This window comes from Streptomyces sp. NPDC018263 (genome assembly GCF_055562575.1).
The window spans coordinates 29395-48560 of sequence record NZ_JBVHFA010000011.1 but is presented as its reverse complement, the minus strand read 5'-3'; the positions used below and the strand labels follow the sequence as shown (position 1 = coordinate 48560).

Genomic DNA, 19166 nt, shown 5'->3' with positions numbered 1-19166 from the left:
GCTCAGGAAGCCAGCGCGGGGGCGTCCGTGCCGAAGCTCCTGTGTGAGCCAGGCCACCACTGACAACGCCTCGGCCGGGCGCCTCAGCCGAACGTGTCGCAGCGGTCCGGGTCGCCCGTCCGGTACCCCTGGTCGAACCACTGCTGCCGCTGCAGCGAGGACCCGTGGGTCCAGGTCTCCGGGGTGATCTTCCCCTGGAACTCCTGCTGGATGCGGTCGTCGCCCACGGCCGCCGCCGCGTTCAGCCCGTCCTTGATGTCGGCCGGGGTCAGCTCGGTGATCAGCGGCCTCCCCGTCGACTCGTCCGGCGTCGTCGTCGCGTGGTGCGCCCACACCCCGGCGTAGCAGTCCGCCTGGAGTTCCACCCGGACCGAGCTGCTGTCCTCGCCGGTCGTCCCGTCCTGGGTCCGGCCCAGCGTGCCCATCAGGTCCTGCACATGGTGGCCGTACTCGTGCGCGATGACATACGCCTGCGCGAAGGGACCCCCGCTCGCCCCGAACTTCGTGCGCAGCTCGTCGAAGAACCCCAGGTCCAGATAGACCCGCTGGTCACCGGGGCAGTAGAACGGCCCCACGGCCGCCGTCGCCGCCCCGCAGGCGGTACGGATCTGCCCGCTGAAGAGATACGTCTCCGCCGGGGTGTACCGCTCCCCCCGCTGCCGGAACTCGCCCGACCAGTAGTCCTGGACGCTGTTGACGACCGCGACCGCCCGGCAGTCCTCACGGGTGTTCGCGTCCCGGCCGGTACGGCAGGACTGCTGGACCTCGCTCACCGAGGAGGGCTGGGACGCGGACTCGTCACCGCCCGAGGAGAGCCCGAGCTGGTCCGGGCCGACGCCCAGGAACAGCGCCAGCAGCAGCCCGACCAGCCCGACGACACCGCCCCCGATCGTCGCCCGGCCGCCCGGCACCCGGCTTCCGCGCACGTCCCGCACCTCGGAGGTGTCCAGATCCGCGTCGTCGTCGAACTGCACAGCCCGTCACCTTCTGTCAGCGTCCATCGGCTTTCGCGCGCTTCCGGCCGACCCGCCCCACCCGTCGCCCGCAGCTCACGCGGCATGTCTACCCCGCGAAGGCCCGCACCCCGCCACCGGGGCAGGAAAAGGGCTTGCCCGCCCCCGTTAGACTGGCCCCATGGCCATTCTCCTCGCGCATTAGACGGCGGGAACGCCCTCGACAGCCGCCCATCCGTCAACCACGTACGCCCTGGAGTATGTCCGTGATCTCCGCCTCCGGTATCGAGCTGCGCGCCGGTGCGCGCGTCCTCATCGAGAACGCCACCTTCCGTGTCGCCAAGGGTGACCGCATCGGCCTCGTCGGCCGCAACGGCGCGGGCAAGACCACCCTCACCAAGTGCCTGGCCGGTGACGGCATCCCGGCCGCCGGCACCATCACCCGCTCCGGCGAGGTCGGCTACCTCCCGCAGGACCCCCGCACCGGCGACCTCGACGTCCTCGGCCGCGACCGCATCCTCTCCGCCCGCGGCCTCGACGTGCTGATCCGCAAGATGCGCGAGAACGAGCAGCGCATCGCCAACGGCTCCGGCGCCACCCGCGAGAAGGCCCTGCGCCAGTACGAGCGCCAGGAGACCGAGTTCCTCACCAAGGGCGGGTACTCCGCCGAGGCCGAGGCCGCGACCATCGCCGCCGCGCTCAACCTGCCCGACCGCGCGCTCGGCCAGCCGCTGCACACCCTCTCCGGTGGTCAGCGCCGCCGTATCGAGCTGGCCCGCATCCTGTTCTCGGACGCCGACACCCTGCTGCTCGACGAGCCGACCAACCACCTCGACGCCGACTCGATCGTCTGGCTGCGGGACTACCTCAAGACCTACCGCGGCGGCTTCATCGTGATCTCCCACGACGTCGAGCTGGTCGAGACGGTGGTCAACAAGGTCTTCTACCTGGACGCCAACCGCTCCCAGATCGACGTCTACAACATGGGCTGGAAGCTCTACCAGCAGCAGCGCGAGGCCGACGAGAAGCGCCGCAGGCGCGAGCGGCAGAACGCCGAGAAGAAGGCCGCCGCCCTGCACTCGCAGGCCGACAAGATGCGCGCCAAGGCCACCAAGACGGTCGCCGCGCAGAACATGGCCAAGCGCGCCGACAAGCTGCTCTCCGGCCTGGAGGCCGTCCGCCAGTCCGACAAGGTCGCCAAGCTCCGCTTCCCCGAGCCCGCCCCCTGCGGCAAGACCCCGCTGATGGCGGAGGGCCTGTCGAAGTCGTACGGCTCGCTGGAGATTTTCACCGATGTGAACCTGGCGATCGACAAGGGCTCCCGCGTCGTCATCCTCGGCCTCAACGGCGCCGGCAAGACGACCCTGCTGCGCCTCCTCGGCGGCGCGGAGGAGCCCGACACCGGCTCGGTCGTCCCAGGCCACGGCCTCAAGCTCGGCTACTACGCCCAGGAGCACGAGACCCTGGACCCCGAGCGCACGGTCCTGGAGAACATGCGCTCGGCCGCGCCGGACCTGGACCTGGTCGAGGTCCGCAAGACGCTCGGCTCGTTCCTCTTCTCCGGCGACGACGTCGACAAGCCGGCCGGGGTCCTCTCCGGCGGCGAGAAGACCCGCCTCGCGCTCGCCACCCTGGTCGTCTCCTCGGCCAACGTGCTGCTGCTGGACGAGCCCACCAACAACCTCGACCCCGCCAGCCGCGAGGAGATCCTCGGCGCGCTGCGCACCTACAAGGGCGCGGTCGTCCTGGTCACCCACGACGAGGGCGCCGTGGAGGCGCTTCAGCCGGAGCGGATCATCCTGCTCCCGGACGGAGTGGAGGACCTGTGGGGTGCCGGTTACGCCGACCTGGTGGCCCTCGCCTGACCCCGACCGGATCACTCGGCCCGATCATTCGGCCCAGTGGTGATCCACCATCTGAGTGAGATCTCCTCATACCGAGGTGTGTCCTACACGGATTTCGCGGCCGGTCCCCCGGTACCCGAGCGGTACCGGGGGGCCGGCCGTCTCGCGTCTCTGACCTGCACCTTCCCGATTCCACCCGTTCGGCGGTACGCGCGCGCCGCTTCGGAATTCCCGATTCCGTATGTGCGGGCCCGCTCCTGTCGTCACAACCTCGTCTCACGGACCTTGCCGAATGGGTGGCCAACCCGACGAGAAGGGGTGATCATGAGAAGACCAGAGCGCACTTCCCATGAGGAGGACCGGGTGGCCGAGACTCTGAAGAAGGGCAGCCGGGTAACCGGCGCCGCGCGCGACAAGCTCGCGGCAGACCTGAAGAAAAAGTACGACTCCGGTGCGAGCATCCGGGCGCTGGCCGAGGAGACCGGTCGCTCGTATGGCTTTGTGCACCGGATGCTCAGCGAGTCGGGCGTCACGCTCCGTGGGCGTGGCGGTGCGACGCGGGGCAAGAAGGCCGCGTCGTCCTGACTCCGGGCGGCCCATCGGCTTCGATGGTGGCCACCCGGTCGGTCCCCTGATCGTCCGGGTGGTTACTGTGCAGTCACTTCGCGGTGCCGTAGGGCACCGCGCGATGACCGCACCCACCGGAGGCGCCCCATGGCTTCGCCCGACCAGGACCTGGCTCCTGTACTCGACAAGGACGGCGTACGGCTCACCGTCGACGACGCGCTCGCCACGGTGACCCTGACCAACCCGGCCAAGCGCAACGCGCAGAGCCCCGCTCTGTGGCGGGCGCTGGCCGAGGCGGGCCGGGCGCTGCCGGGCTCCGTCCGGGTCGTCGTGCTGCGCGGCGAGGGCAAGTCCTTCTCCGCCGGGCTGGACCGCCAGATGTTCACCCCGGAGGGGATCGAGGGCGAGCCGACCTTCATCGATCTCGCGCGCCGTGACGACGCCGGAGTCGACTCCGCCATCGCCGCCTTCCAGGAGGCGTTCACCTGGTGGCGGCGCAATGACATCGTGTCCATCGCCGCCGTGCAGGGACACGCCATCGGTGCCGGCTTCCAGTTGGCCCTCGCCTGTGACCTGCGCGTCGTCGCCGACGACGTGCAGTTCGCCATGCGCGAGACCAGCCTCGGCCTGGTCCCCGACCTCACCGGCACCCACCCGCTGGTCGGCCTCGTCGGCTACGCCCGCGCGCTGGAGATCTGTGTGACCGGCCGCTTCGTGCACGCGGAGGAGGCGGTCGTCTCCGGTCTCGCCAGCGTCGCCGTGCCCGCCGCCGAACTCGACGGCGCCGCCACCGACCTGGCCTCCGCCGTGCTGGCCGCGCCGCGCGACGCGGTGGTGGAGACCAAGGCGCTGCTGCGCGGTGCGGTCGGCCGCTCCTTCGACGAGCAGGTCGTCGCCGAGCGCGCCGCCCAGGCCCGCCGCCTGCGCGACCTCGCGGGCATCGGCGACTGAGCGCGACGCGGCCCGTTGCGCGGCCGCGCTCACTCCACGCCGGTCACCAGGACCGCCACCGTCGGGCGGTCCTCCAGCGTGTCCCGCACCGCCGCGCGCACCCGCTGGGCCACCTCGGTGGCCCGGTGCGCGGAGTCCGTGGCCACCTCCACGTACACATGCCGGTGCGGGAGGGCCGCGTCCGACTCGCGCCGCTGGACCCGGACCGCGTGACCCCGGTCCCCGAAGGCCGCCGTCAGCCGGGTCACCCCGGCCACCGTCAGCACGGCGGCGGCCACCAGCGCCTCGTCCGGGTCGGTGGTCCGCTCGGCGTCCGGCGCCCGCTGCGCCTGGGGTGCCGGGGGCGGTTCGGCGGGCGGCTCCAGCAGGTCCGTCACCCGCAGATCCACCTCCGTCACCGTGAGCCCGAGCCGGTCGGCCGCCGCCGTCAGCACCTCCCGCAGCCGGTCCGCCGTCTCCGGCAGCGGCCGGGCGGCGGTCGCCGCGAAGTCCGCCGTCACCCGCAGGGGTCCCGGCCACAGCGCGCTCGGCGGGGCCGGTACGACCGGCTCGCGCGCCTCCCCCGGATCGGCCGGACCGATCCGCAGCGTGCCCAGCCACGCCCCCGGCACCTCGGCCGCCGCCGCCCCGGCCAGCACCGACACCGCCGCCCGTTCCGTCATCCACGCGCCGTCCCGGCTGCCGCCGAGCGGCAGCAGTCTGCCGGGCGCCAGTCGCTGCCGTACCGCCTGTGTCCAGTCCGCCGTCATTCCTCCACCCTGCCCTCTCCACGGCGCGCAACGGCGCAGGCGTGCTTACGGTGGTCGGAGAACGACGACCGAAAAGGGGAGCAGTGGCGATGAGCGAGATGGCAACCCACGGCGGCGACAACGAGCCGCAGACCTCGGCCCGCAGGCAGACCCGGTCCGGCGGCGGCGACCCGGCGACCAGAGGCCGCACCACGATCGCGGACGGAGTCGTCGAGAAGATCGCCGGAATGGCGGCACGGGACGTGGAGGGCGTACACGCCATGGGCAGCGGTCTCTCCCGCACCTTCGGCGCCGTGCGCGACCGGGTGCCGGGCGGCGGCAAGGCCGTCACCCGAGGGGTGAAGGCCGAGGTCGGCGAGGTGCAGACCGCGCTCGACCTGGAGATCGTCGTGGAGTACGGCTACCCGATCGGCGACGTCTCCCGCGCGGTACGGGAGAACGTGATCGCCGCCGTGGAGCGCATGACCAGCCTTGAGGTCGTCGAGGTCAACATCGCGGTCAGCGACGTGCACCTCCCCGACGAGGAGGACGACGAAGAGCCGGAGCAGCCTCGTATCCAGTGAGTTGGGGGGTACTCGTAAAAGAGGCCGGACCGGCTGACATCACTCGGTCGGACGAGCCGACTCGCTTGAAGGAGCGCTGCAGAGATGAGCATGGCAGCAGTCGGCATGATCGCCGGAATGGCGCTGGGCTTCGCCGGCTTCTACGGCGGCTTCGGAGCCTTCGTGCTGGTGGCGGCCCTCGGGGCCGTCGGATTCTTCGCCGGCCGCTTCATGGACGGTGAACTCGAACTCGGCGACTTCTTCCGCCGCCGGGACGACCGCACCCGTGACGACCGGTTCCGCACCGGCGGCGACCGGCGCGACTGGCGCCGGTGACCGCGATGAGCACGGACACCGGCGCGGCGGCGCCGGCTGTCCCGGACCGTACGGCGCCGGGCGAGCGCGGGTTCACCCGGATCGCGGACCGGGTCGTCGCCAAGATCGCCGCGCGGGCCGCGCGCGAGGCGCTCGCCCCCGTGCCCCGCGACCTCCACCCGCCGCACGCCACGGTCAACGTCCGCCCCCGGGCGCGCGGCACCGGCCCGGTGGAGGACAGCCCCTTCGCCACGGCCCGGGTGCGGGTCGTGCTGGAGCTGGAGTACCCCGGCGACATCGGCGCGCGCTGTGCCGCCGTACGCCGCCGGGTCACCGAGCGGGTGGGCACGCTGGCGAACATGGAGGTGCCGGAGGTGGTCGTCGAGGTGGAGCGGCTGCGGCTGCCCGGTGAGCGTCAGGGGAGGACGGTATGAGCGAGCCGCCGCAGGACGCCACCCGGCCCATGCCCGTGGTCGACACCGAGAAGCACCCCGGCACCGAGCGGCACCCCCACGCCGGACAGCACCTCCCGGCCCCAACGGAGCGACCCGCCCTCCCCCCGGACGCCAAGGGCAGCGGCCGCTTCTGGTCGGCCCGCCGCGTCCCCTCGGCGCTCGTCGCCCTGCTCACCCTGGGCGGCGCCGGCCTGCTGCTGTACGACATCGTGGCCGTCCGCACCGGGCATCCGGCGATGTACTGGCGCCGCGAACTCGCCCGCCAGTTTGCCGAGCGCCACCTCGACGACATCCCGGTGCTCGCGGGCGCCGCCTTCGTCACCGCCCTCGGCCTCTGGCTGATCCTGCTCGCGCTCACCCCCGGCCTGCGCAACCTGCTCCCCATGCTCCGCCCCCGCTACGACGTACGCGCCGCGCTCACCCGCGACGCGGCCGCCCAGGTGCTGCGCGACCGGGCCGTGGAGGTGTCCGGGGTGCGTGAGGCGCGGGTGAGGATGCGCCGCCGGCGGGCCGACGTGCGGGTGATCTCGCACTTCCGGGACCCCGCCGAGGTGCGGAGCGACCTGGACACCGCGCTGGCCGGCGCCGTCACCGACCTCGGCACGGTCCGGCGCCCCAAGCTGTCGGTACGCCTCAGGGGACCCGGGAAGAAGGGATGAGGGGCATGCGTTCAGGAGCCGTCAACCGCGTCCTGCTGGCGCTCGCCGGACTGGTGCTGTTCGTGCTCGGCGGGTCCGTGCTGGCCATCGGCCTCGGCGCGCCCTCGCCCTCCTGGTGGCCGCACTCCGGCCGGCGCGACGTGCTGCTCAGCCGGGCCGAGCGCACCGCCTGGCGGGACCAGGACTGGTGGTGGCCCGCGCTGATCGCGCTGCTGGCCGTCCTGCTGCTGATCGGGCTGTGGTGGCTGGTGTCGGTGCTGCGCAGGCGCCGGCTGTCGGAGATCCTCGTCGACTCCGGCGACGGCACCGGCGCCCTGGTGCGCGGCGGCGCGCTGGAGTCCGCCCTCGCGGACGACGCGGCCCGCCGGCCGGGCGTGGCCGGAGCCGACGCCCGCCTGAGCGGGCGCCGTACGTCCCCCACGCTGCGCGCCGGGCTCCGACTGGAACCCGACGCCTCCCCGGCCGCCACCCTGGCCGACTTCGCCACGCACCCGCTGGGCGCCGCCCGCGACTCGACGGGCATCGAGACCCTGCCCACCGAGGTACGGCTGCGGAAGGTCCGGCACAAGGCGGACCGGGTGAGCTGAGCGCCCGACCTTCCCTGAAGAGCGCTCAGAACCCGTGCCGCATGCCCCCGTCGACCGGCAGCATCACGCCCGTCAGATAGGACGCGGCCGGGGACAGCAGGAACGCGGCCACCCGCCCGAACTCCTCCGGCGTGCCGTACCGGCGCAGCGGGATGCGGGACTCGTTGGCCGCCCTGGTGGCCGCCGGGTCGGCGGACATCGAGTCCAGCTCGCGCACCCGGTCGGTGTCGATACGGGCCGGGAGCAGGCCGACGACGCGGATGCCGCGCGGGCCCAGTTCGTCGGAGAGGGACTTGGCGAACCCGGCGAGGCCCGGCCGCAGCCCGTTGGAGACGGTCAGTCCCGCGATCGGCTCGTGCACCGAGCCCGACAGCACGAACCCGATGACCCCGCCGGGCTCCAGCTCGGCCGCCGCCGCGCGGGCCAGGCGCACCGCGCCGAGGAACACCGACTCGAAGGCGTCCCGCCACTGCTCGTCGCTGTTGTCCGCGACGAAGCCGGGCGGCGGGCCGCCGACGCTGATGAGGATGCCGTCGAAGCGGCCGAAGCGCTCGCGGGCCAGTGCGATCAGCCGCTCGGGGGCGTCCGCCTCGGCGTTGCCGACGGCCACGCCCACCGCGTCCGGGCCCAGTTCGGCGGCGGCGTCCGCCACCCGCTGCTCGTCCCGGCCGGTGACGACCACCTTCGCCCCGTCCGCGACCAACTGCCGTGCGGCGGCGTTGCCCAGGCCCCGCGAGGCGCCGGTGACGATGTACACCCGGTCCTTCAGTCCAAGATCCATGCCCCTATCCTGCCTCCTCGGTGCCGAACAGCGTGAGGGCGGTGTTCACCAGCGCGATGTGGCTGAACGCCTGCGGGAAGTTGCCGAGCTGGCAGCCCGCATCCGCGTCGTACTCCTCGGCCAGCAGGCCCACGTCGTTGACCAGCCCGGCCAGCCGCTCGAACAGCGCGCGGGCCTCTTCGGTGCGGCCGGTCATGTGCAGGGCGTCGGCCAGCCAGAAGGAGCAGGCGAGGAAGGCGCCCTCGCCCTCGGGCAGCCCGTCGACCACCGGGCCCTCGGGGTCCTCGGTGTCGTAGCGGCGCACGAAGCCCCCGTCGCCCAGGTCGGCGGCGATCGCGTCGACCGTGCCGATCACCCGCGGGTCCTCCGGGGGCAGGAAGCCCACGCGCGGGATGAGCAGCAGCGAGGCGTCCAGCTCGCGGGAGCCGTAGTACTGGGTGAAGGTGTTGCGCTCCGGGTCGTAGCCCTTGGCGCACACCTCCGCGTGGATCTCGTCGCGCAGTTCCCGCCAGCCGGACAGGTCGCCCTCCAGCTCGGGGTGCTCCTCCAGGGTGCGTACCGCGCGGTCCACCGCGACCCAGGCCATCACCTTGGAGTGGGTGAACTGGCGGCGCCCGCCGCGCACCTCCCACAGCCCCTCGTCCGGCTGCCGCCACTGCTCCTGGAGGAAGTCGATCAGCGCGCACTGGAGGGCCCACATGTGCGGGCGGGCCGACAGCCCCGACTGCCGGGCCAGCCACAGGGAGTCCATCACCTCGCCGTACACGTCGAGCTGGAGCTGGTCCACCGCGCTGTTGCCGATGCGGACCGGCGCCGAGCCCGCGAACCCGGCGAGCCAGGGCAGCTCGGTCTCCGGGAGCCGGCGCTCGCCCGCGACGCCGTACATGATCTGGAGGTCCTCGGGGCTGCCCGCGACCGCCCGCAGCAGCCAGTCGCGCCACGCCTCGGCCTCCTCGTGGTACCCGGCGGCCAGCAGCACGTTCAGGGTGAGGGTGGAGTCGCGCAGCCAGCAGTAGCGGTAGTCCCAGTTGCGCACCCCGCCCAGCTTCTCCGGCAGCGAGGTGGTGGCCGCCGCGACGATCCCGCCGGTGGGCCGGTAGGTGAGCGCCTTCAGGGTGATCAGCGACCGCACCACGGTGTCCCGGTACGGCCCCTCGTAGCGGCACCGCCCGCTCCAGCGCCGCCAGTCCCGGACGCTGGAGCTGAGCGCCTTGTACGGGTCGATCAGGCGGGGGCGCGGCTGGTGCGAGGGGTGCCAGGTGAGCACGAACGCCACCCGCTCGCCCTCGGCCAGGGTGAACTCCGAGTGGGTGCCGAGGTCCTCGCCCCAGGTGCGCACATGCGGCTCGGAGCGCAGCCAGGTGGAGTCCGGGCCCGCGACGGCCACCCGGTGCCCGTCCGCGCGCCGCATCCACGGCACGATGGAGCCGTGGTCGAAGCGCAGCCGGAGCGTGCTGCGCACGGTGACCCGGCCGCTGACACCCTCCACGATCCGTACGACGTCCGGGGCCTTCTCCCGCTGCGGCATCAGGTCGGTGACGCGCAGGGTGCCCTCGGGGGTGTCCCACTCGGTGTCCAGGACGAGGGTGTCGGGGCGGTAGGCGCGCCAGGTGCAGGTGCCGGCGCCCTTGGGCGCGATCCGCCAGTAGCCGTTGTCCTCGTCGCCCAGCAGCCGGGCGAAGCAGGCGCCGGAGTCGAAGCGGGGCAGGCAGAGCCAGTCGATCGAGCCGTCCCGGCCGACCAGGGCGGCGGTCTGCTCGTCGCCGATGACGGCGTAGTCCTCGATGCGCGGGTTCACGCCTTGGCGATTCCCCGTGCGGCCTGACGGCCAATCAGGTGGTGCGCCGGGGGAGTGACGCCCGGCTCACACGGCGGCGGGCTCCGCCTCGGCCGCGTTCTCCTGCTCCGCCGCGGCGGCCCGGTCGCGCAGTTCGCGCCGGACCAGGAACCACCAGCCGACGGGCACGGCGGCGGCGAACAGCCACCACTGGATCATGTACGCGTAGTTGAGCGGGGCGTCCTCGCTGCCGGGGCTGGAGATCTGCTCCGGGGTGCCGCCCCTGGGCTCCGGCGCGGTCTGCTCGACGTAACCGCCGAGCACCGGGGCGCCGAGGCGCTTCGCCTGGTCCGCGCTGTCGATGAGCATGACCTGACGGTCGGGGAGGCCCGCGAGCTGCTTGATGCCGCTGGCCTCGGTGGTCTCGTCGGCCTTCAGCCGGCCGGTGATCGTGACCTTCCCGGCCGGGGGTGCGGGGACCTTCGGGAACTCGGTCTGGGCGCCGTTCGCCGGAATCCAGCCCCGGTTGACCAGCAGCACCCGGCCGTCGGTCAGCCTGAGCGGGGTCAGGACGTGGAAGCCCACCTCGTCGTCGGCGTTGGTGCGGCGCCGGACGACCTCCTCGTGGGCGGTGTCGAAGGTGCCGGTCGCGGTGACCGTGCGGTACTTGTCGGCGTGGGTGACGGCGCGGCCGGGGGCGGTGAGCCGTTCCACGGGTACCGGGGCGGCGTGCAGGGCCCGCGCGACCAGGTCGTTGCGGGCGGTGCGTTCCTCGTACCGGTGGTGCTGCCAGATACCGAGCCTGATCATCGTCGGGATCAGCGCGATCACGACGAGGGTGAGGATCACCCACTGGCGGGTGAGCAGGAAGCGGTAGCGGTGCACCCCACGACGGTACCTCCGTGCCGTGGGGCGCATTCGGGCGGGTACCGGGTCAGACCCGGTCCACCACGCCCGCCTTCCCCTCGGCGCGGGCGCAGTGGGCGCCGCAGTACCAGTGGCCCTCCACCTCGACGCCCTGCCCGATGATCTGCACCCGGCAGTGCTCGCAGATGGGTGCCATGCGGTGGATGGCGCAGGAGAAGCAGTCGAAGACGTGCACCGCGCCCTGTGCGTGGACCTCGAAGGTCATTCCGTAGTCATTGCCGCAAACTTCGCATCTCGCCATGCGCCTCAGAGTGAGCCGTACCCGGCCGCCGGGCGAGCGGACGCGGGTGCGAATCGCGGGGAATCACCCGTGTGTACGGCTCTCAGCCGGCGTCCCTCGCGTCTTCAGCGTCTTCAGCGTCTTCAGCGTCTTCTACATCGCGCAGCAGTTGCCCGAAGGCCGCCTCGTCGATGACCGGCGTGCCGAACTGGCGGGCCTTGGCCGTCTTGGAGGTGCCCGAGTCGGGGTCGTTGGTGACCAGCAGGCTGGTCAGCCGGGACAGGCTGGTGGCCACGTGCAGCCCGGCCTCGGTCGCCCGGTCCTCCAGCAGTTCGCGCTCGGTGGAGGTGTCACCCGAAAAGGCCACCCGCATGCCCTGCTTGAGGCGTTTGCCCGGTTCGTACCGTCCGGGATTGGGGTACGGGCACGCCGGCCGTTTGCGCGCCGGGCGCCAGCCGGGGCCGCGTCCGCCGCCGTGACCGCCGGTCGCCTGACGGCCGATGACCGGGGCGTCCGACCACTCGGTGAGCGGACGGCACTCCAGCAGCGGCAGCCGCACCTCGCTCGCGGCGGCCGCCCTCAGACTCGGCCGGAACGCCTCCGCCAGCACCCGGGCGTCGTCCAGCGCGTGGTGCGCGCGCTGCTGCACGACCCCGAAGTGCGCGGCCAGCGACTCCAGCTTGAAGTTGGGCAGCGGCAGCCGCAGCTCCTTGGAGAGCGCGATGGTGCACAGCCGCTGGCGCACGGGGGGCTCGCGCCGGGCGCGCGCGTACTCCCGCGCGATCATCTGCCAGTCGAAGACCGCGTTGTGCGCCACCAGTACGCGGTCCGCCAGCCGGGCCGCGAACTCCTCGGCCACCTCCGCGAAGAGCGGGGCCCCTTCGAGCACGTCGCTCGTCAGCCCGTGTATCCACACCGGGCCGGGGTCGCGCTCGGGGTTGACCAGCGTGTACCAGTGGTCCTCGACCTCGCCGCGCGCGTCCAGCCGGTACACGGCCGCAGAGATGATCCGGTCGTCGCGGGCCAGTCCGGTGGTCTCGACGTCAACGACCGCGTATCCCTTCGGATACACGGCCGGCCACGGGGTGGGCGAGGACGCTGCGGTCGCGAGGTCTTCGAGCATGGTCAATGAGGATACGGGTCACGGCCGACAGCCGGGCCGCCCAGGGGCGCGCATCCCACCGACCGGGTCGGGCCTCGCAAGGGTGTGCGCCTTCAAAGCCGGTACGGGAAAACGGCCTTGAGGGCGTCGCCGCTGGTCCGGGGCCCCTCGCGGCGCGGACCGGGCCCGCGACGGCGTACCGTGGATGCGCTCGGGACAGCTCCGGGCGCCCCCGCCTCCCGGTACGAGAAGGACCTCCGTCATGCGCGCCACCACCATCCACGCCCCGTTCGACATGCGGGTGACGGACGTGCCCGAGCCCATCGTGCAGCTCCCCACCGACGCCGTCGTACGCGTACTGCGCGCCTGCATCTGCGGCAGCGACCTGTGGGCCTACCGGGGCGAGGCGGCCCGGCAGCCGGGGCAGCGGATCGGGCACGAGTTCCTCGGCGTGGTGGAGGAGACCGGCTCCGCCGTCGGCACCCTGCGGCGCGGGGACCTCGTGGTCGCCCCGTTCATGTGGTCCGACGGCACCTGCGAGTACTGCGCCGAGGGCCTGACCACGTCCTGCGTGCACGGCGGCTTCTGGGGCTCCGTCGGCTACGACGGCGGCCAGGGCGAGGCGGTACGCGTGCCGTTCGCCGACGGCACCCTGGTCAAGCTGCCCGGCGAGGCGGCCTCCGACGACCACCTCCTCACCGGCCTGCTCACCCTCTCCGACGTGCTCGGCACCGGCCACCACGCCGCCCTCGGCGCGGGCGCCCGCCCCGGCGCCACGGTCGCCGTCGTCGGTGACGGCGCGGTCGGCCTCTGCGCGGTGCTGGCCGCCAAGCGGCTCGGCGCCGAGCGGATCATCGCCCTCGGCCGCCACCAGGCCCGTACCGACATCGCCCGCCGCTTCGGCGCCACCGACGTCGTCGCGGCGCGCGGCGAGGAAGCGGTCGCGGCCGTCCGCGAGCTGACCCGTGGCCAGGGCGCGCACGCCGTCGTCGAGGCGGTCGGCACCGAGCAGTCCATGAGCACGGCCGTCAACATCACCCGCGACGGCGGCGCCATCGGCTTCGTCGGCGTCCCCCACGGCAGCGGCACCGGCCTCGACCTCAGCGTCATGTTCGACCGCAACATCGCCCTGCGCGGCGGCGTCGCCCCGGTCCGCACCTACATCCCCGAACTGCTCCCCGACGTCCTCAGCGGCACCATCGACCCCTCCCCGGTCTTCGACATGACCGTCGACATCGAGGGCGTCCCGGCCGGCTACCGCGCGATGGACGAACGCACGGCCCTCAAGGTCCTCGTCACCAACGACTGACCGGTCAGCTCCACGCGGCCGGCTGGCCCGGCCGGTTCCATGCCGGCGGGCTGGAGCCCCAGGGCACCGGTGGGGTGGACCAGTCCGTCGGGCCGCCGGTGAAGGACACCGGGGGCCGGGCGTAGTGCAAGTGGCCCAGCGGGGTGTCGCGTTCGGTCAGCCAGGCGGAGGGGCCCTCGTAGCGCTGGCCGCCCGGGCGCGGGTCCCGGCCGGCCTCGTCGGTCAGCCAGCGCGCGGTCCGGGCGAGCGCGAGGCGCACCAGGCGGCCTCGGCCGTCGCGGGACCGTTCGACCAGGGCGCGCAGGATGCCCGCCGCCATCAGATAGCCGGAGCCGTGGTCGAGGGCCTGCGCGGGCAGCGCGCCGGGCTCCATGGTCGAGCCCTCGGTGGCCGCGATGCCGGTGGCGGCCTGGACAAGGCTGTCGAAGCCGCGCCGCTCGCCCCAGGGCCCGTACGCACCCCATGCCGAGAGCTGGGCGACGATCAGGCCGGGGTACCGCTCCGCCAGTGCCTCGGGGGAGAGGCCGAAGCGGTCGAGCGTGCCGGGGCGGTAGCCGGTGACGACCACGTCGGCGGAGGCCAGCAGCTCCTCCAACGCCTCGGTGCCGGTGGTGAGTTCGAGGGTGGCCGAGCGCTTCCCGAAGCCCGTGTCGGCGTGCTGGTCGGCCAGTTCGGGCAGGTCGGGCCGGTCCACGCGCAGCACGTCGGCGCCGAGCAGCGCGAGGGTGCGGGTGGCGACGGGCCCGGCGAGTACGCGTGTGAGGTCCAGGACACGCAGCCCGGCGGCCGGCAACAGGGGGCCGGACTCTCTTTCCAGAGGCGGGAGTTGGCGTGCCGAGGCCGCGCCGAGCGGGGCCCGCTCGACCAGGGGCCGCAGGGCCACCTCGGCGGCCTGCGGATGTGCCGCCCACTGTCCGGGCGTACGCAGGGCCACCGCCAGGCCCCCGGCGGCGTACACCGTCTCCTCGATCTCCAGGGCGGAGCGCTCGAGGAGCACCCGCTCCACGTCCTCGGGTCCGGCGCCGTCGGGCAGACCCAGCGCGCAAAGGAGGCGCCGGCGGTGGTGCGGGTAGTTGGCGTGCGTGCGCACCCAGCCGTACGACGCGCGCCACCAGCGGGACAGCGGGGCGAAGTTGACCGGGGGGCGGCCGTCGATCCGCAGCACCCGCTCGCTGTGGAAGGCCGTGACGACCGCGCCGTCGTCCACCACGGTACGCGGCACGGTACCGAGCCCGGCCCGCAGCGCGCCCAGCTCGGCGGCGGCCAGCGCGCACGCGCCCACGCACGCACGCGCCAGCCGCTGCGCCGGGAGGCGGGCGGCCAGGGCCCCCGGACGCTCGACGGTGACCAGCCGCGCGAGCAGCTCACGGTCACCGCCCAGCGCGACCCAGGCGGACTTGATCATGGGATCGATCATGGCCGCACTATGCATCAGCCGCCCCGGCCCCACAAGGAGGCGCCCACGCGCCTAGTGCGTCACCGCCGCCAGCGCGTCGGCCGTGCCCCAGCCGTAGAAGCCGTTGCGGTTCTTCGTGCCCTCGCACACCGCGTCGACCTTGCCGTCACTGTTGATGTCGTACGGGTCGGTGCACGGCGTGGCGGTCGCCTCCGCGTACAGCAGGGCCTTCACCGTGGCGGCGGAGGCGTGCGGGTGGACCGACTTGATCAGCGCGGCGACACCGGCGACGTGCGGCGAGGCCATCGAGGTGCCCGCCATGTACCCCCACCTGCCGCCGGGCAGCGGGCCGAGGATGAGGCCGCTGGTCGCGGGCGGGGCCGGGGTCTGGTAGGCGGTCGAGTCGCCACCGGGGGCCGCGATGTCGATGGTGCCCAGGCCGTAGTTGGAGAACGACGACTTGATGCCCTTCGCGCCGGTCGCCGCGACCGTCACCACACCGGGGAGCTGGGTGGGTATGTCGAAGCACTCGCGCGGGTCGACGGTCCGGTCCGAGGGCGTGCCGTCGTTGGGCGAGGAGGGGTCGGTGATCGAGTCGGCGGCGAAGTCGTAGTTCTCGTTGCCGGCCGCCGCGACATTGACCGTGCCCTTGCTCTCCGCGTACCGGGTGGCCCGCGTGATGGCGTCCACCAGGGCCTTCTGGTCCGGGTCGCCGGTGCAGTTGAAGTACCACGGGTCGGTGTAATAGCTGTTGTTGGTGATGTCCACGTGGTGCTCGGCCGCCCACACGAACCCGCAGACCACGGCCTCGGTGTAGAAGTAGCCGTCCGGGTTGGACACCTTGATGCCGGAGACCTTCACGCCCGGCGCCACACCCGTGATGCCGACGCCGTTCTTGGCGCCCGCTATCTCACCCGCGACATGCGTACCGTGCGGGGACTCCGCCGCGCTCGGCCGCCAGGCGCCGTCGGCCGTGTTCGGGGCGCCGGAGACGCAGTTGACGGAGGCCGCCCGGTCGAAGTTGGGCGCGATGTCCGGGTGGGTGTCGTCCACACCGGTGTCGATGACGGCGACCGTCACCTTGCTGCTGCCGAGCGTCTTCTCATGGGCCTTGTCCGCCTTGATGGCGGGCAGATCCCACTGCAACGGCTCCAGCGGGTCCTGCCCGGCCGCCGCCTGCACCTTCGACAGCTCCGCCGCCGTCAGCGGCTTGGGCGCCCCGACGTCGGTGGTGGACTGCGCGGGCAGCGGCGCGTTGCGGGTGGCCCCGGCCGAGGAGACACCGGACACCCTGCGGATCGACTTGGCGAAGTCGGGGTTCGCGGAGTGCACCACGATCACGCCGATACGGTCGTAACTGGCCACGACGGTGCCGCCGTTACGTCCTATCGCGCGGCGCACCGACTCGATCGTGCGATGGTCCGTTCTCGTGTTGACCACGTAGGACAGCTTCGGGCCGTCGTACGTGGTGGCCGAACCCTCCGCCGCCCGCGTCGTCGGGGCCGTGGACGGGGCCGCCGAAGCCGCCGTCGGCAGGAAGCCGAGCGAGGCGGTCAGCGACAGCACGACCGGGACGGCCGGTGCGAACCGGCGCCGGGAGCGCAGATGAGCCATGGGATCTCCACATCATCCGGAAACGAAACCGCCCGAGGCACGGGTGGCGCTCGGGCAGGTACATGACGGGTCGAACAAGGTGAAGCTATCCCGCGGGCGCCGAACTCCGAAAGGGCCGGGCCCGCGTGAACCGGTGTCACCGCCGGGCCGTGTGCGTCAACGAGGGGGCACGGCCGGATCGCGCCCCCCGGAAGATCACAACGGGGAGTCACGCGTTGACTCCCGGTAACGTGATCTCCGTTTCAGTGAGGTCGGCAACCGCCCGTCCGTGACGCGAGGAGACCTTAAGTGGCGACCGAGACACCGCCCCCCGCGAAGCACCCACTTCCTTCCCCCGAGGAGTTCAACGAGGCGCAGGCGAGCGCGGAGTTCGGTGAACTGCGCCGCGCCTACCGCTCGTTCGCGTTCCCCCTGACGATCGCCTTCATCACCTGGTACCTGCTCTACGTGCTGCTCTCCTGCTACGCGGGCGGCTTCATGGGCACCGAGGTCGCGGGGAACGTCAACGTGGCCCTCGTACTGGGCCTCGCCCAGTTCCTCACCACGTTCCTCATCGCCTGGTGGTACGCGCGGCACGCCGCCGCCAAGCTCGACCCCAGGGCCGAGGCCATCAAGTCCCGGATGGAGGGCGGCGCATGATTTCCGCTCAGCACACGATCGCCGCCCAGCACACCCTGCTCGCCGCCGGCGAGGCCAGTGAGCACAGAGGTCTGATCATCTCCCTGTTCGCGGTGTTCGTCGCCGCGACCCTGGTCATCACCGTCTGGGCGGGCCGCCAGACCAAGGACGCCGCCGACTTCTACGCGGGCGGCCGCCAGTTCACCGGCTTCCAGAACGGCCTGGCCGTCTCCGGCGACTACATGTCCGCCGCATCCTTCCTCGGCATCGCGGGCGCCATCGCCCTCTTCGGCTACGACGGCTTCCTGTACTCCATCGGCTTCCTGGTCGCCTGGCTGGTCGCCCTGCTCCTGGTCGCCGAGCCGCTGCGCAACTCCGGCCGCTACACCATGGGCGACGTACTGGCCTACCGGATGCGCCAGCGCCCGGTGCGCACCGCCGCGGGCACCTCCACCATCGTGGTGTCGATCTTCTACCTGCTCGCGCAGATGGCCGGCGCCGGTGTCCTGGTCTCGCTGCTGCTCGGCATCACCAGCGACAGCGGCAAGATCGGCATCGTCGCCCTGGTCGGCGTCCTGATGATCGTGTACGTCACCATCGGCGGCATGAAGGGCACCACCTGGGTCCAGATGGTCAAGGCGGTCCTCCTCATCGCGGGCGCCCTGCTGCTGACCTTCCTGGTGCTGCTCAAGTTCGACTTCAACGTCTCCGACCTGCTGGGCTCGGCCGCCGACAACAGCGGCAAGGGCAAGGCGTTCCTGGAGCCCGGCCTGAAGTACGGCGCCACCGGCACCTCCAAGCTGGACTTCATCTCCCTCGGCATCGCCCTGGTCCTGGGCACCGCGGGCCTGCCGCACATCCTGATCCGCTTCTACACGGTCCCCACCGCCAAGGCCGCCCGGAAGTCGGTGATCTGGGCCATCGGCCTGATCGGCGCCTTCTACCTGATGACCCTCGCCCTGGGCTTCGGCGCCGCCGCGCTGATCAAGCCGGAGGAGATCATCGCCTCCAACAAGGCGGGCAACACCGCGGCCCCCCTGCTCGCCCTGCACCTCGGGGGAGTGGACTCCAACTGGGGCGCCATCCTGCTGGCCAGCATCTCCGCGGTCGCCTTCGCCACGATCCTCGCGGTCGTCGCCGGTCTCACCCTGGCCTCCTCCTCGTCCTTCGCCCACGACATCTACGCCAACGTCATCAAGAAGGGCCAGGCCACCGAGAAGCAGGAGATCAACGCGGCCCGGTACGCCACCGTCGGCATCGGCGCCGTCTCCATCGTGCTCGGCGCCCTCTCCCGCGACCTGAACGTGGCCGGACTCGTGGCGCTGGCCTTCGCGGTCGCCGCGTCGGCGAACCTGCCGACCATCCTCTACAGCCTGTTCTGGAAGCGGTTCACCACCTCCGGCGCCCTGTGGTCGATCTACGGCGGCCTGGTCACCGCAGTCGGCCTGGTGCTGTTCTCCCCGGTGGTCTCCGGCAAGCCGACCTCGATGTTCCCCGACGTCGACTTCCACTGGTTCCCGCTGGAGAACCCCGGCATCATCTCGATCCCGGTCGGCTTCCTGCTGGGCGCGGTCGGCACCCTGCTGTCCAAGGAGGTCCCGGACGCGGACAAGTACGCCGAGCTGGAGGTACGGTCCCTGACCGGCACCGGGGCGCACTGAGCGTCCACCGGGCACACCTCACGGCCGCGGCGCGCGGGGGGCGGGCCCCCCCCCGGCGCGGCCCCCTCCCTAACCGGCCCGGCAAAAACCCGCTGGCGATTTACCAGGTCGAGCGGAGGCTAGCAGGTGACAGGTGACA

The 19166-nt window shown here is 72.6% G+C and carries 20 protein-coding genes; 11 read left to right on the top strand and 9 right to left on the bottom strand.

The genetic code is table 11. The features are described from left to right. Positions 1-83 precede the first annotated feature (83 nt). Positions 84-974, bottom strand: coding sequence for a KPN_02809 family neutral zinc metallopeptidase (gene ypfJ, locus ACZ3HQ_RS28325; RefSeq protein WP_467515204.1), 891 nt, complete (start codon positions 972-974; stop codon positions 84-86). A gap of 245 nt (positions 975-1219) precedes the next feature. On the opposite strand from ypfJ, the gene abc-f reads away from it, so the two are divergent. From abc-f to ACZ3HQ_RS28310, 3 genes are all read left to right on the top strand, one after another. After that, positions 1220-2818, top strand: coding sequence for a ribosomal protection-like ABC-F family protein (gene abc-f / locus ACZ3HQ_RS28320; protein ID WP_467515360.1), 1599 nt, complete (start codon positions 1220-1222; stop codon positions 2816-2818). Between the two features lie 342 nt (positions 2819-3160). Next, on the top strand, positions 3161-3382 hold the full coding sequence (locus ACZ3HQ_RS28315) for a helix-turn-helix domain-containing protein (protein ID WP_004002281.1): 222 nt from the start codon (positions 3161-3163) through the stop codon (positions 3380-3382). A 129-nt stretch (positions 3383-3511) separates the two neighbouring features. Continuing rightward, a complete protein-coding gene (locus tag ACZ3HQ_RS28310) occupies positions 3512-4315 on the top strand; it encodes an enoyl-CoA hydratase/isomerase family protein (protein WP_135785351.1) in 804 nt (267 codons plus the stop codon). A gap of 29 nt (positions 4316-4344) precedes the next feature. On the opposite strand, the gene ACZ3HQ_RS28305 is transcribed toward ACZ3HQ_RS28310, so the two are convergent. Then, complete coding sequence (locus ACZ3HQ_RS28305; RefSeq protein ID WP_467515201.1) at positions 4345-5064, bottom strand: nucleopolyhedrovirus P10 family protein; 720 nt, start codon at positions 5062-5064, stop codon at positions 4345-4347. Between the two features lie 98 nt (positions 5065-5162). Between ACZ3HQ_RS28305 and ACZ3HQ_RS28300 the strand changes: the two genes are divergently transcribed. From ACZ3HQ_RS28300 to amaP, 5 genes are all read left to right on the top strand, one after another. Beyond that, positions 5163-5627 carry an Asp23/Gls24 family envelope stress response protein gene (locus ACZ3HQ_RS28300; protein WP_467515358.1) on the top strand — a complete coding sequence of 155 codons (465 nt, stop codon included), beginning with the start codon at positions 5163-5165 and terminating at the stop codon, positions 5625-5627. Positions 5628-5711: 84 nt separating this feature from the next. Beyond that, positions 5712-5942 (top strand): hypothetical protein, encoded by a 231-nt coding sequence (locus ACZ3HQ_RS28295; RefSeq protein ID WP_130340172.1) that lies wholly within the window; start codon positions 5712-5714, stop codon positions 5940-5942. Positions 5943-5947: 5 nt separating this feature from the next. Then, positions 5948-6355, top strand: coding sequence for a hypothetical protein (locus tag ACZ3HQ_RS28290; protein WP_467515199.1), 408 nt, complete (start codon positions 5948-5950; stop codon positions 6353-6355). Beyond that, positions 6352-7035: a DUF6286 domain-containing protein gene (locus ACZ3HQ_RS28285; protein WP_467515197.1), complete on the top strand. Its 684-nt coding sequence runs from the start codon at positions 6352-6354 to the stop codon at positions 7033-7035. The genes ACZ3HQ_RS28290 and ACZ3HQ_RS28285 overlap by 4 nt, the downstream gene beginning before the upstream one ends. Continuing rightward, positions 7032-7622 carry an alkaline shock response membrane anchor protein AmaP gene (gene amaP, locus ACZ3HQ_RS28280; RefSeq protein WP_467515194.1) on the top strand — a complete coding sequence of 197 codons (591 nt, stop codon included), beginning with the start codon at positions 7032-7034 and terminating at the stop codon, positions 7620-7622. Before ACZ3HQ_RS28285 ends, amaP begins: the two co-directional genes overlap by 4 nt. Before the next feature lie 25 nt (positions 7623-7647). Here the strand turns inward: amaP and ACZ3HQ_RS28275 are convergent, their stop codons facing one another. From ACZ3HQ_RS28275 to ACZ3HQ_RS28255, 5 genes are all read right to left on the bottom strand, one after another. Continuing rightward, positions 7648-8403 carry an SDR family oxidoreductase gene (locus ACZ3HQ_RS28275; RefSeq protein WP_399566975.1) on the bottom strand — a complete coding sequence of 252 codons (756 nt, stop codon included), beginning with the start codon at positions 8401-8403 and terminating at the stop codon, positions 7648-7650. Between the two features lie 4 nt (positions 8404-8407). Beyond that, a complete protein-coding gene (locus tag ACZ3HQ_RS28270) occupies positions 8408-10201 on the bottom strand; it encodes a glycoside hydrolase family 15 protein (RefSeq protein ID WP_467515192.1) in 1794 nt (597 codons plus the stop codon). 66 nt (positions 10202-10267) lie between these two features. Beyond that, a complete protein-coding gene (locus tag ACZ3HQ_RS28265) occupies positions 10268-11098 on the bottom strand; it encodes an SURF1 family cytochrome oxidase biogenesis protein (protein ID WP_467515190.1) in 831 nt (276 codons plus the stop codon). A gap of 16 nt (positions 11099-11114) precedes the next feature. Next, a complete protein-coding gene (locus ACZ3HQ_RS28260) occupies positions 11115-11348 on the bottom strand; it encodes a hypothetical protein (protein ID WP_078858611.1) in 234 nt (77 codons plus the stop codon). Positions 11349-11430: 82 nt separating this feature from the next. Next, the gene (locus ACZ3HQ_RS28255; RefSeq protein ID WP_467515188.1) at positions 11431-12450 is read right to left on the bottom strand and encodes a DEDDh family exonuclease; all 1020 of its coding nucleotides are present in this window, start codon (positions 12448-12450) and stop codon (positions 11431-11433) included. Positions 12451-12691: 241 nt separating this feature from the next. On the opposite strand from ACZ3HQ_RS28255, the gene ACZ3HQ_RS28250 reads away from it, so the two are divergent. Then, the gene (locus ACZ3HQ_RS28250) at positions 12692-13738 is read left to right on the top strand and encodes a zinc-dependent alcohol dehydrogenase family protein (RefSeq protein ID WP_467515186.1); all 1047 of its coding nucleotides are present in this window, start codon (positions 12692-12694) and stop codon (positions 13736-13738) included. A 4-nt stretch (positions 13739-13742) separates the two neighbouring features. Here the strand turns inward: ACZ3HQ_RS28250 and ACZ3HQ_RS28245 are convergent, their stop codons facing one another. Further along, the gene (locus tag ACZ3HQ_RS28245; protein ID WP_467515184.1) at positions 13743-15155 is read right to left on the bottom strand and encodes a CoA transferase; all 1413 of its coding nucleotides are present in this window, start codon (positions 15153-15155) and stop codon (positions 13743-13745) included. A gap of 51 nt (positions 15156-15206) precedes the next feature. Next, on the bottom strand, positions 15207-16748 hold the full coding sequence (locus tag ACZ3HQ_RS28240; protein ID WP_467515182.1) for a S8 family peptidase: 1542 nt from the start codon (positions 16746-16748) through the stop codon (positions 15207-15209). 288 nt (positions 16749-17036) lie between these two features. Between ACZ3HQ_RS28240 and ACZ3HQ_RS28235 the strand changes: the two genes are divergently transcribed. Beyond that, positions 17037-17387 carry a DUF485 domain-containing protein gene (locus ACZ3HQ_RS28235; RefSeq protein WP_467515180.1) on the top strand — a complete coding sequence of 117 codons (351 nt, stop codon included), beginning with the start codon at positions 17037-17039 and terminating at the stop codon, positions 17385-17387. After that, positions 17384-19027, top strand: coding sequence for a solute symporter family protein (locus tag ACZ3HQ_RS28230; RefSeq protein ID WP_467515178.1), 1644 nt, complete (start codon positions 17384-17386; stop codon positions 19025-19027). Before ACZ3HQ_RS28235 ends, ACZ3HQ_RS28230 begins: the two co-directional genes overlap by 4 nt. Positions 19028-19166 lie beyond the last annotated feature (139 nt).